Annotated in this window: 10 protein-coding genes; 6 read left to right on the forward strand and 4 right to left on the reverse strand. The window is 35.4% G+C overall.

What is annotated here, in order from left to right; translation table 11 throughout:
* Nucleotides 1-122 precede the first annotated feature (122 nt).
* From kynU to AWW73_RS02575, 5 genes are all read left to right on the forward strand, one after another.
* Nucleotides 123-1,373, forward strand: a complete 1,251-nt coding sequence (gene kynU, locus AWW73_RS02555) for a kynureninase (protein ID WP_062848657.1) — start codon at nucleotides 123-125, stop codon at nucleotides 1,371-1,373.
* A 40-nt stretch (nucleotides 1,374-1,413) separates the two neighbouring features.
* Nucleotides 1,414-2,820, forward strand: coding sequence for an amino acid permease (locus tag AWW73_RS02560; RefSeq protein ID WP_062848658.1), 1,407 nt, complete (start codon nucleotides 1,414-1,416; stop codon nucleotides 2,818-2,820).
* Between the two features lie 7 nt (nucleotides 2,821-2,827).
* Complete coding sequence (locus AWW73_RS02565) at nucleotides 2,828-3,574, forward strand: alpha/beta hydrolase (RefSeq protein WP_062848659.1); 747 nt, start codon at nucleotides 2,828-2,830, stop codon at nucleotides 3,572-3,574.
* 597 nt (nucleotides 3,575-4,171) lie between these two features.
* The gene (locus AWW73_RS02570; RefSeq protein ID WP_062848660.1) at nucleotides 4,172-4,453 is read left to right on the forward strand and encodes a ubiquitination-like system serine protease family protein; all 282 of its coding nucleotides are present in this window, start codon (nucleotides 4,172-4,174) and stop codon (nucleotides 4,451-4,453) included.
* A 560-nt stretch (nucleotides 4,454-5,013) separates the two neighbouring features.
* Complete coding sequence (locus AWW73_RS02575) at nucleotides 5,014-6,195, forward strand: S8 family peptidase (protein WP_062848661.1); 1,182 nt, start codon at nucleotides 5,014-5,016, stop codon at nucleotides 6,193-6,195.
* A gap of 41 nt (nucleotides 6,196-6,236) precedes the next feature.
* On the opposite strand, the gene AWW73_RS02580 is transcribed toward AWW73_RS02575, so the two are convergent.
* Together AWW73_RS02580 and AWW73_RS02585 are read right to left on the reverse strand one after the other, a co-directional pair.
* Nucleotides 6,237-7,691: a SulP family inorganic anion transporter gene (locus AWW73_RS02580; RefSeq protein ID WP_062848662.1), complete on the reverse strand. Its 1,455-nt coding sequence runs from the start codon at nucleotides 7,689-7,691 to the stop codon at nucleotides 6,237-6,239.
* A 226-nt stretch (nucleotides 7,692-7,917) separates the two neighbouring features.
* Nucleotides 7,918-8,550 carry an SOS response-associated peptidase family protein gene (locus AWW73_RS02585; RefSeq protein ID WP_057104973.1) on the reverse strand — a complete coding sequence of 211 codons (633 nt, stop codon included), beginning with the start codon at nucleotides 8,548-8,550 and terminating at the stop codon, nucleotides 7,918-7,920.
* Between the two features lie 387 nt (nucleotides 8,551-8,937).
* On the opposite strand from AWW73_RS02585, the gene AWW73_RS02590 reads away from it, so the two are divergent.
* Complete coding sequence (locus AWW73_RS02590; protein WP_062848663.1) at nucleotides 8,938-10,377, forward strand: glucose/sorbosone family PQQ-dependent dehydrogenase; 1,440 nt, start codon at nucleotides 8,938-8,940, stop codon at nucleotides 10,375-10,377.
* A 54-nt stretch (nucleotides 10,378-10,431) separates the two neighbouring features.
* Here AWW73_RS02590 and AWW73_RS02595 read toward each other — a convergent pair whose 3' ends face one another.
* Together AWW73_RS02595 and AWW73_RS02600 are read right to left on the reverse strand one after the other, a co-directional pair.
* Nucleotides 10,432-10,875: a universal stress protein gene (locus tag AWW73_RS02595; protein WP_031948548.1), complete on the reverse strand. Its 444-nt coding sequence runs from the start codon at nucleotides 10,873-10,875 to the stop codon at nucleotides 10,432-10,434.
* Nucleotides 10,876-11,016: 141 nt separating this feature from the next.
* Nucleotides 11,017-13,113, reverse strand: coding sequence for a sensor domain-containing protein (locus AWW73_RS02600; RefSeq protein ID WP_062848664.1), 2,097 nt, complete (start codon nucleotides 13,111-13,113; stop codon nucleotides 11,017-11,019).
* Between the last annotated feature and the right edge of the window lie 359 nt (nucleotides 13,114-13,472).

Here is a 13,472-nt window from a genome sequence, read left to right on the forward strand (position 1 = left end):
ATTTTAATTCGAATTTTATACGAAAATAGCAAATTTTAATCAAATATTATCGAATAAATCGAAAGAATTGGCGTGATAAAATTCAAATACAAAGGAAATGTTGAAAATAGGTGAAATAACAAATGATTACTCACGAACAATGCCTCTATTGGGATCAGGAAGATGAACTCAAAAAGTTTAAAGACGAATTTGCACTACCAGAAAATGTCATTTATTTAGATGGTAATTCTTTGGGTGCAAGACCAAAAAAATCATTAGAGGTTGCTCAGCACATTATTGCAAAAGAGTGGGGTGAGGACCTCATTAATAGTTGGAATAAAGCAGATTGGTGGGGACTACCGACTAGACTCGGAGATAAAGTCGCGCAGCTTATCGGTGCTGAAAAAGGTGAAGTCGTTATTTCAGACTCAACGACCCTAAATTTATTCAAAGTTTTATCAGCAGCGGTAAAAATTCAAGCTGAAAAATTTCCGGAACGTAAAATTATTGTTGCAGAAAAAGATGCCTTTCCAACCGATATTTATATTATTGAAGGCTTTATAGACTTGATTCATCAGGGCTATCAAATTGAATTGATTGATGGTGCGGATGATTTATCTCGTGTTTTAGCAAAAGATGTGGCGGTAGTTGTTCTTTCTCATGTGAATTATCGGACTGGATATTTCTATGATATGGAATTTATTAATCAACAAATTCACGCTAAAGATGCTTTGATTATTTGGGATTTATGTCACTCAGTTGGTGCGGTGCCTATGGATCTTAATCAGAGTAATAGTGATTTTGCCATCGGTTGTACTTACAAATACTTAAACGGCGGCCCAGGTTCTCCAGCATTGTTATGGGTAAATCGAAAGCATCGTGATCAGTTCTGGCAACCTTTATCAGGCTGGTGGGGGCATAAAAAACCATTTGATATGGCTCAGCACTATGAACCAGCTAACAGCATTCGTCGTTATTTGTGTGGAACTCAACCTATCATTTCGATGAGTCTAATCGAATGTGGTATCGATATTTTCTTACAAGCTGAGATGCAACAAATACGCGATAAATCACTCAAATTAACTGATTTGTTTATTCAACTTGTTCAACAAGAATGTGCTCAGTTTGGCTTTGAACTCATTACTCCTTTAAACCATAAATATCGTGGCAGTCATGTCAGTTATAGACATGAGTTTGGCTATGAAATTATTCAGGCGCTTATTGCTCGTGGTGTGATTGGGGATTACCGAGAGCCAGAAGTATTACGTTTTGGAATTACACCTTTATATCTAGGATTTGAAGATATCTGGAATGCCGTACAACAACTTAAGCAAATTATGCTGAATAGTGAATGGAAAAATGATCGTTATCTAGTGCGTAGTGAAGTGACCTGATCGTTAAAGATCAACATTAGAAAAATGGCTAGGAGGGCCTATGAGCAGTTTTGATGAAATACAAAATCGAGAAGCTGGTTTACATAAAAAATTATCCGCAAAACAGATGGGAATGATTGCAATTGGTGGAGCGATTGGCACAGGGCTGTTCATGGGAAGCAAGTTTGCAATTAGCTTTGCTGGCCCTGCAGTCATTGTGAGTTATGCTATTGGTGGCTTAATCGCATTTGCTATTATGGCTTGTTTGGCTGAGATGACAGTTCAGCATCCTACGTCAGGCTCATTTGGAGCATATGCTGAGCATTATGTAAGTCCTCTTGCTGGGTTTTTAGTCCGTTATTGTTATTGGGCATGTATTGTATTAGCGGTCGGTACAGAAATTACAGCAGTTGCTGACTATATGAAATTATGGTTTCCAAGTGTAGGTTCTTGGATTTGGATTGCCTTTTTCTCCCTAACTTTACTTGTTGTTAATGCATATAGCGTTAAAGCTTTTGGATTGGTTGAATATTGGTTTTCAACTATAAAAGTCTTTGCAATTATTGTATTTATTCTTTTAGCAATTGGTATTTTGACTCAAAGTCGTGGAGGAACAGAACAGGTTCTCTCTAATTTAACCGAGCATGGAGGCTTTTTCCCTCATGGTTTTAGTGGAGTCTGGATTGGGGTAATCATTTCAATATTTAGTTATTTAAGTATTGAAATGATCGCTGTTGCGGCTGGTGAGGCTAAAGATCCGGAAAGAGCTGTTAAGAAAGCGTTTAAAAGTACTGCAATTCGCTTAATCCTATTTTATTTATTGTCTTTATTTCTCATTGTGGCACTTGTTCCTTGGACAACTTTAATTGGAGCCGATGCGACCAGCCCTTTTGTGATGGTAATGAAAATTGTAGGTATTCCATATGCTGACAGTATTTTAAATTTTATTGTAATTGTCGCGGCCCTATCAGCTATGAATAGTATGCTGTATATCTCAACACGTATGCTATTTAGCTTGTCACGAGCAGGTGATGCACCAAAACTATTTGGTCGTATTAGTCACAATGGCGTACCAATTAATGCGTTGTTATTGTCAGCTGTTGGTATTGGTATCGCGAGTATTGTTTATACCATTAATCCGAGCTCTGCTTTCCCGATCATGATTGCTTTATCTATGTTTGGGGCGTTGTTCACTTGGGGCAGTATTTTTGTTACCCATATGTGTTTTAGAAGGCACATGGCACGGAAAGGACAGAAATTAAAATTTAAGGTTCCAGCGATCCAATTAATTTCACTGTTGGGATTAATCGCAATTTTAAGTATCACAGTCACCACATGGTTTACCAATGAATTCAAGTCAACTCTACAGTTTGGAGTGCCATTAGTTGTTGTGCTTACGTTTTTCTATTATTTAAAACGCTCGTCAACCAAGCTTGCTTTAAATGCTCATGAAGAATCGTTGAAGTAATTGACCTATGCGACCATATGATAATGCTAGAACTGTGGCGAATGAATATGAAATATTGGCAGAATTTAAAAGAACAAGCTTATTGAGCTATCAAGAATTTACTCATATTGAAGATATCCAATATGGTACGCACTCACGGTCAACTTTAGATTTATTTCCATTAGAGCAAGCCAAAAAGACTGTTATTTTTATTCATGGTGGATATTGGCAATGGTGTGATAAATCAGATTTTGCATTCATCGTACCGTATGTTCTAGCAAAAGGAGTCCAGTGTGTTCTTTTAGAATATGATTTGGCACCACAAAGCAAAATTTCAGATATTTTTTCTCAAGTTAATCAAGCTCTCGATTTTATTCGAGAGCAAGACTGGAGAACCGATGAGGTTGTTCTGGTTGGGCATTCGGCAGGAGCACATCTGGCTGCTTTGTCATTAGGCCATCCAATCATCTCTGAGATGGTGTTGTTAAGTGGAATTTATGATCTGGAGCCTATAAAAAGCACCCATTTAAATCAGGCTCTCAATCTTTCAAGTGAAGATATCTTAAAATACAGTCCTGTTCATCAGTCAAAACGAATTACTGCTCCATGTTCAATTTTATGTGGCGAACTTGAGCTCGAAGAGCTGAAATGGCAAAGCCAAAATTATTTTGAAATGAAGAAAAGACAAGATCAGGATTTTGTTTGTTTCAAGCTTATTCCTGAAATTAACCATTATTCTATTTTAAAGCATTACTTTAATAATGTTTTAAATTAAGTGTTTGAAATGGAATGTAATTGAGTAAAGATTAAACTTATTAGAAGATAAAATGTGAGATAAATCACAACTCAACCTAATTTTTATAAAAATTAAGTATCCTTATTGACCTGACTATAGAACTTAATTAGATTAAAAAGATAGTGCTTTCTCACTAAGCGGCAAAATGTTTAGCTGTTGTTTAGTTGAGTTTCAAGTCCGTAGCTTCCCAAGATGCGGACTTTTTTATTTGATTTTTAAAAACAATAAGATAAATCGAATTTTGTTCTTGAATATGGCGGTAATATCTATTTAATGATTAATATGAGTTAATCACATAGCCCTCTGCCAAATAAGAAACAAACTAGTATTTGCTTTTCATTATTTAACTGGAATTATCATTTAATTAATAGATTATATAAAATATATTTACCAAACTAACAAAGTGTGAGATTACACTCGGAACTTCATGAATTTGTCATATAGGTTAGATAAATTAAAAACAGAAAAATAAAAGAGAGAAGGCTATAGAACATAATTTAATAATATATAGCATCTGTAAATAAATGGTTTAGTCGGCTCTTATGAGTTGGCTTTTTTATTTTTAAAGGAGTGTTAATGAAAGTACAGTATTTTGAAGGAGGCATGTATGAACATATGTGTCCTGCTTGCGGATATCTTCATTATATTCCTGTACATTATCCTTTCTCTAACGGCAACCAATGGTTTTTTAATGGTAACTTGGAAAAACCGACATTTGATCCCATCATAAGTATAAATGAATATTGTAATTACTTTATTAAAGATGGCTTTATCGAATATAGCGTTAATTGTAGGCATCATTTAGCTGGTTGTAAGGTTGAGCTACCAGAACTAAAATTAAAAAAGTATAGAGCATAATTGATTTTGGTAATTGTTAATTATAAATATTTAAAAAACTGTCCATTCATTAATTAACAGGTATTTATGTAATATATCTTTACGTATTTGATACTGAACATATATAGTTTAAAAACTTGTAAATCTCTTTTAGTTGAAGGCTATATTAAAATTTGCAAAAATTTTTATAACTTACTGTTTTATATTTTTATTTATGGATATCTGGAAATTTTTAAAAAGCTTTAATACGACGGGAACATATCTCATTATTTCTACATTTATATTATTTTTAATGATTATATATTTTTACATTATACATCCCAACTAAAATAAATTATAGATAAAGTAAGTTAATTATTTATTTCAAAATTTTTGATGTATTAATTTCTTTGAATTGGTTCTCACTTTTAATTGAAAAAAGATAATAGCATTGTGTGGACCCAAGTTTTATGAAAACATGACGTGGTCATAATATATGGAGAACATAATAAAAACTCCTTTCCAAAAAATTTAATCCCTAAATATAAAGACTGTACCGATCATAACAATGATGTCTGAAATAAAAGATATGGAGATATTCTATGAAGTTTGGCCAAATTTCGATCTTTCTTTTAGCAATAGCGCTGAGCCATTTAACCTATGCTGTACCGGCTACAACAAATTCTGTATTAAGCTCGTCTGAAGCAAAAGGAATTATTAAAAATCAATACATTGTTATCCTTAATAAGGAAGTGGGGTCTTCTAATGAGTTTGCACAAGGTATTGCTAAACAACATGGGGGAAAGGTATTACAGGCTTATGATACTGTACTAAAGGGATTTGCTGTTTACCTTCCTGAGGCGGCAGGTACTGCTTTCGTTGAAGCAATGAAAAAAAATCCAAATGTCCTTTCAGTAGAAAATGACACAGTCATGAAAATTGATGCGACTACCCAAAGCAATCCAGATTGGGGATTAGATCGTATTGACCAAAAAACCTTACCTTTAAATTCAGCCTATTCGTACTTACAAACAGGTTCAGGCACAACAGCTTATATTGTTGATACAGGGATATTGTCTACACATCAACAGTTCTCTGGACGGGTATTAAGTGGCTATACCGCAATATCTGATGGAAATGGTACAAGCGACTGTCATGGTCATGGTACACATGTGGCAGGAACAGTTGGTGGTAGTACTTATGGGGTTGCCAAGAATGTAAGCTTAGTGCCTATTCGGATTTTAGGGTGTGATGGTTCTGGTGCTGCGAGTAACGTAATTGCGGGCTTAGATTGGATATTGAAAAATGGTAAAAAGCCTGCTGTCGTGAATATGTCATTAGGAGGTGATGTAAGCACATCTTTAGATAGTGCGGTAGACAACTTATTTAATAATGGTTACGTGATGGTTGTGGCTGCAGGAAATTCTAATACAGATGCGTGTAGTTCTTCTCCTGCCAGAGTAAGTAAAGCGATTACTGTTGCTGCTACAGATAATACAGATACTCGAGCCAGTTATTCTAATTATGGAAGCTGTGTTGATATTTTTGCGCCCGGAAGCCAGATTAACTCTTCTTGGATTGGAAGTAATACAGCAACTAAGGTTCTAAATGGCACCTCAATGGCTACCCCACATGCTGCAGGTGTAGTTGCTCAAATGTTGCAAAGTACACCTACCGCAACTCCTCAGACAATCTCGAATAATCTTTTAAACCAAGCAAGTAATAATGCAGTAAAAAATCCTTCAGGTAGCCCAAATCGGTTGCTATATAAATCTCCTCAGTAAAAGAAGCTATTTAAATTAGAGAAGGTCCCGAAGGACCTTTTTTAGATTTTTGCATGAGTACCGTATTTATCAATCATGATTGAGCTGGCTTCATTTAATCCGCGAACTGTTACACTAATACCGTTTTTTTGAAATTTATTCACAACTGAATCTAACATGGCAACTGAAGTCACATCCCAAATATGAGAATGGGTGAGATCAATAATGACTTCTTTAACATTTTCTTTAAAATTAAAACTTTGCATAAATTTTTCAGATGAACTGAAAAATATTTGACCTCTTAATTCATATAGACGAGCTTGATCTTCGAATGAAGTTTCAATGCGAATATCATTTTCAAGTTTATTTGCTAAGAAAAGTGTTGAAAGTAATACGCCAGTTAATACACCTAACGCTAAGTTGTGGGTAGCAACCACCACAATAACTGTAGCGATCATAACGACATTACTAGTTTTAGGATTGTTTTTAAATTGAGTCAGAGAGCTCCACTCAAAAGTACTGATCGATACCATAATCATGACAGCAACCAGAGCTGCCATAGGAATCACCTTTAACCAATCACTTAAAAATACAACTAAAATAAGTAAGAATATGCCTGCACAAAAAGTGGATAAACGTGTGCGGCCACCCGACTTTACATTAATCATTGATTGACCAATCATGGCACAACCAGCCATACCCCCCATAAAACCTGAAGCAATATTTGCGATACCTTGTCCTTTACATTCTTGAAATTTATCACTAGATGAATCTGTCATTTCATCAACGATTGTTGCAGTCATCATTGATTCAAGTAAGCCAACCGCGGCAAGGGCTAAAGAATATGGAAGAATAATCAGAAGTGTTTCTAGATTAAAAGGAATAGCGGGAATTAGAAATATCGGTAAAGTGTCTGGTAGTGAACCCATATCACCAACCGTTCGAACATCAAAGCCTAAAAAAATAGCGAGTAATGTGACTACTACAATACAAATAAGGGGTGAGGGAAAGAACTTTCCAATTTTTGGAATATAGGGGAAAAGGTAAATAATTCCTAAACCAATTGCTACTAGTAAGTAGACATGCCATGTCACATTTACCAATTCTGGTAATTGAGCCATAAATATGAGTATGGCTAGGGCATTAACGAATCCAATAACAACCGACTTGGAAACAAAACGCATGAGTTTGGCAAGTTTAAAATACCCAGCCAAAATTTGTATGACACCGGTTAATACTGTTGCAGCAAATAAATATTGAAGTCCATGTTCCTTTACGAGAGTTGTCATAACCAAAGCCATCGCGCCTGTAGCCGCCGAAATCATAGCGGGACGACCGCCTACAAAAGAAATAATAACGGCAATACAAAAGGATGCATATAAACCGACTTTTGGATCTACACCTGCAATAATTGAAAATGCAATTGCTTCTGGAATTAAAGCAAGACCTACAACAAGACCAGAAAGAATATCTGCGCGGACATTAGAGAACCATTCTTCTCGAACATTCGTTAACATGAGAAATAGCCTAAGTTCTAAATTTTGAAAAGGCTAGTGATGTGATATACCAACACAAGCGACTACACCACATCACTAAACAGTGATGAGTTATTTACAGGAGATAAGCGTAAATAAACTTAAGGTGGCGTAAGTGTCATAGGTATAGAGAGTTTGAGGCAGTTAAAAGTGCCCGAAGAATAGCATAAGTTTTTAACGTTGACTAACCTAAGTCGACTAAACTGACTTAATCATAATTTTTCATTTCGGCTTTTGGCATCGAAGTAAACTCATTCGAAGGCATATCTAAGAAAAACTCTTTTGCTTCAGAATGAGTGCAGTTGAGCCAATCATTTCTGAGATGATCAGGTATCACAATAACTGAACGTTTTTCATCATCTGGTTTATGAAATTGTTTCATAAAAGGGTGGTGATCAGCATTGATTGTTAATAGTGACATTGATCTCTCTTTTTCTTCATCAATAAGTGTTTCCTCACAGATCGCAGCAAGTGTAAAAGGTTGTCCATCTTGCCGGAAAATACCATACCAATGTGCTTTTCCATTGATATATTTAGGTTCATAAATGGCTTCGACAGGGACAAGCGCAAATTGGTTATTTAACCATGCATGTTTAAAGGTGCGCTTTTGTTCTACAGTTTCTGTTCTGGCATTATAAGTTGCATATTTGAATGCGATTTCCTTGGCATAGGGAGGGAGCATTCCAAATTTAGCTTTTCGCCACACAAGCTCATTTTGATTCAATAAAAGGAGTGGACAATCATCACTTGGGAAAATATCCATCTTATATTCAAAAGTGGGTTCAAATAACTTTAATTGATTAGCATGTGTTTTCTTAATAGGTTTAAAGTTTGCACACATAAGACACCTTAGTTATAAAAATAGCTCTCAATTACAGCTTCTAACTTTTATCTTTTTATCATGTATATTTTTCTCATTAGAATTGTCTCTTTAAGTATTAATTTTTAACTATCAATAACTTCGTTAATAAGTGTTTATCTAACTGATGTCTATTTTCAAAAAAATCTAGATATAAAATAGATAGCAAAATAGATAAACTATAAAGTTAAGTTGCTCATCTTAAAGAGAGTTTATTTATTTTTAATAGCTACTTTTATGCAACAGAGCCTTTCAGAAATTTAGATTTTAATAAATTTGCTATTCTTCATAATACAAATCATATAGAGAACTCATACAAAGTCTTTAATAAGGGTTTAAAAATTCTCGAAAAATTTATAAGGTGGACATATGAATAAACATTTATTGGCTAAAATTGCCTTACTGGGCGTTGCTCAGTTAGTTACTCTCAATGCAGCATTTGCTGACGTTCCTCTTACTCCTTCTCAATTTGCTAAAGCAAAAACAGACAAGTTTGATAAGAAAGTTATTCTATCTAATTTAAATAAGCCGCATGCTTTGTTATGGGGCCCTGATAATCAAATTTGGTTAACTGAACGGGCAACAGGCAAGATTCTAAGAGTTAATCCAGAGTCGGGCAGTGTAAAAACAGTCTTTCAGGTGCCGGAGATTGTAAGTGATTCTGATGGGCAAAACGGTTTATTAGGCTTTGCTTTTCATCCTGACTTTGAAAATAATCCTTATATCTATATTTCAGGTACTTTTAAAAACCCGAAATCTACAGATAAAGAATTACCAAATCAAACGATTATCCGTCGTTATACCTATAATAAGGCTACGGATACGCTTGAGAAGCCTGTAGATTTATTAGCAGGATTACCTTCATCGAAAGACCATCAGTCAGGTCGACTTGTCATTGGTCCAGATCAAAAAATTTATTATACGATCGGTGACCAAGGACGTAACCAGCTTGCTTATTTGTTCTTGCCAAATCAAGCACAGCATACACCAACTCAACAAGAGCTGAGTAGTAAAAACTATCATGCCTACATGGGTAAAGTACTACGCTTAAATCTTGACGGAAGTATCCCAAAAGATAACCCAAGTTTTAATGGGGTAGTTAGTCATATTTATACACTTGGGCATCGTAATCCTCAGGGCTTAGCATTCACTCCAAATGGTAAGCTTCTGCAATCTGAACAAGGTCCAAACTCTGACGATGAAATTAATCTCATAGTTAAAGGTGGCAACTATGGTTGGCCAAATGTAGCTGGGTATAAAGACGATAGTGGTTATGCTTATGCAAATTATTCAGCAGCAGCCAATAAGTCAGTTAAGGATCTAGCTCAGAACGGAGTAAAAGTAGCCGCAGGTGTTCCTGTGACGAAAGAATCTGAATGGACAGGTAAAAACTTTGTCCCACCATTAAAAACTTTATATACCGTTCAAGATACCTACAACTATAACGATCCAACTTGTGGAGATATGACCTATATTTGTTGGCCAACAGTTGCGCCGTCATCTGCTTACGTCTATAAGGGCGGCAAAAAAGCAATTTCCGGTTGGGAAAATACATTATTGGTTCCATCTTTAAAACGTGGCGTTATTTTCCGTATTAAGCTAGATCCAACTTACAGCACAACTTATGATGATGCTGTGCCGATGTTTAAAAGCAACAACCGTTATCGAGATGTAATTGCAAGCCCAGATGGGAACGTTTTATATGTATTAACTGATACAGCCGGAAATGTTCAAAAGGATGACGGCTCTGTAACAAATACATTAGAAAATTCAGGATCTCTCATTAAGTTTACGTATAAAGCTAAGTAAAACAGCCTATTAAAAAACCGATCTATAAAGATCGGTTTTTTAGCTTCAAAAAGGCTATTCAGTTACGACGAGTACCGGTAAATGAATTTCTCCTAAAAGAGCTTGGGTCACGCTTCCTAAGAAGAATTTTTTAAACCCTTTACGTCCATGGGAGCCAATCACAACAAGATCAGCTTTTGACTCAGTTGCCGCTTTAATAATTTCAGTATGAATTGTTTGACCCTCGACAATTTGTGTATCTACAGAAATCCCATGTTGATTAAACTGTTCTTTGGCTTGATCGAGAATTCCCTGAATTGCAGTTTTTGCTTTATCAAAATAATCCCTTGCTAATTCTGTACTATCAATAAATTCAACAGAAATGAAAGGATCTATTGTGAGGGCATATACTAGAGTTACTTTACTGTTAAAGGCCTTAGCAATTGCTGCTGCATGATTAACTGCAATAAGTGAGGTAGGTGAACCATCAACGGGAACTAAAATATGTTGGTAACTCATATATTGCTCCTTACTGTCCGATGACAATGTATGGTGTGAAAACACCGAATTATTATCCTTGTGTTTATATTATGAACAATTTTTTTTAACTTTATTGTTTATTTTTAGTATGAATGGAACCAAGAAAGTTTACTTAATATTTTATCTTAACCCATTGTAATGACTTTCTAGGTAGGGTCGATTTTGTTTGAGTATTGAAATGACTTGATTAGAATCTATAGCAGATTCAAATAAAAATCCCTGACCTATGCTATAACCAAATTGTCGAAGTAGTTCTTCTTGTTCAGGCGTCTCAATCCCTTCAGCAATAAGCCCGAGTGATAAATTTGGGGCGAGTAAACCAATTGCTTGAACAATCGCATAAATTGATGGGTCATGTTGCATCTTTTGTATAAAGCTACAATCTACTTTTAAACTGTCAATCGGGTAGTCGCGAATGTGGGTTAGCGATGAAAAACCAGTACCAAAGTCGTCTAGTGCAATACGTACCCCATGCTGTTTTAATTTATTTAGTGCCCGGATCACATATTCTGAACCTCGGTCACCCAGCATATGTTCGGTGACTTCAATTTCAATATAATGTGTCGGTATTTGAAATTGATTAATCTTCTTCAAAAGCCGTTCAGCATAGTTGTCTCTTAGGAACTCTACTGGTGCAGCATTTAAGGAAACAGGAAAGGGGGTAATACCAAGATTTATCCATTTAGCGATGTCACGCAAAACTTGATGTTGCATCGTTTCACCAATTTTACTCGCTAAATTATAATCCTTAAAAGCTTCTGCAATTTGTGCTGGGTAGCCTCTTTGAGCTGAAGTCGTATGCCATCTTAATAAAGCTTCAAAACCCACCACATGGTGAGTTCTTAAGTCTACTTTTGGTTGGTAGTATGGCTGGATTGTGTGATGACGAATGAGTTGACGTGCTAAGTTAAGCTGAGAAGCGACTGTCTCGGTCATTTGCATCATGCATGGGTCATACATGCGAATTCCGCCACGACCACGCGCTTTTAAGTCATGTAAGGCCATATCAGCGCAACTAAGTAAGCCTGACTGGTCTTCGGCATCTTGCGGATAAATCGCACAACCAATACTCATACCGCCATTTAGAACATTGTCTAAATAGGTAATAGGTTGATTTAGCTGATGAAGTAAAATTGCTGCAAGGTCGCGCACGTCGCTTTCAGAGCTGAGGTTATTAATAATAACCGCAAACTCGTCTCCACCTAGCCGTGCAACAAAACATCGTTCCGCATCTACACAATGGCTAAAGCGTTTGGATAAAACTTTTAATAGATGATCACCAGCGCTATGCCCTAAAGTATCATTAATATGCTTAAAATGATCGAGATCAATTAAAAGCAAACCCACACTTGTTTGAGTGTCTTTTGAATAGGCAAGGGTGCGTTTAAGTTGAAATTTAAATGAACGTCGATTACATAAACCCGTCAGTTCATCTCTCTCGCTCATATTCCTAAGCTGGTTTTCTGTTAAATGCTGCTGAGTAACATTACGCGAAACACAAAGTATTTGTCCGATTTCACCATTTTCCCGATGAATCGGGGTAAGCATATTGTCCCAATACTCAGGGTCTTGATCTGGTAAACAGCTCATCCCTGCAAATCGGGCAACCTTGCCTTGCAGAGCTTTTTTTAAAGCAATGCGTCCACGTTTACGAATATGGGGCGGCAATAGTTCAAGCCATTTCATTCCAAATTTTGTTTCATCAACAGGGATACCTAAAGCGAGGCATCCTGATTTATTCATATGAGAAACTGTGCCGTCTACATTCAGTACTTTAATGCAATCTACACTGATGTCTAACATTTGATTTTGTATTTCAATGTTCTTCTGCAAGTTTTGTTGTTCTTGAATATCATGATCAATATCTAAAAAACTAACATACCATTCGTTAATCTGAGATGAACCACGATACTTAGAGGCTTGAATAGAGAGTTTGCACCATCTATATTGATTCCCAACTTGTAAAAGTCGACACTTTAATTCTATTCTTTTTTGTAGACGAATTGCTTCGAGCCATCTATTTTTGACTTCATCTAAATCGGCAGGATATATAAAATCTAACCATTGCTGGGGCAGTGGAGAAAAAGTATCCAACCAATATTCTGTACACTCAACATTGCAATATAATATCAAGCCATTTTCATCACTAACCCAAGTTGGTAGTGGAATCTGCTCAACAATAAAATGCTTTTGGGTGTTGTTCGACATTGAAGTCATAACATGCCTAGAAAGATTGCGAGTTGATTAATCTATTTATTAGTCGTTATTGTAATCTTTCTGTAGTATCCAAAACAGTAATAAATAAATTTCATGTGTGTTTTTTTTGAACTAAAATTGAGTTGTTAAAATTATTATATACTCAATATTTAATTTATGTTTTTGTTATTTATTGAGTTTTATCGATCTTTTCTTAAAAAAATATTTATGATTCTTTTTGTAAAAAACTTATTAAAACAGAAGTTTATAAATATTTAGTTATATTTATCTTAATCAAAATAAACTTAACAATAAAGAAAGAGTAAACATGCAAATAAAAATTCTGATAAATTAAATTTTATACATATTATATAACTAAA

The organism is Acinetobacter lactucae (genome assembly GCF_001605885.1).
Taxonomy (GTDB): Bacteria; Pseudomonadota; Gammaproteobacteria; order Pseudomonadales; family Moraxellaceae; genus Acinetobacter; species Acinetobacter lactucae.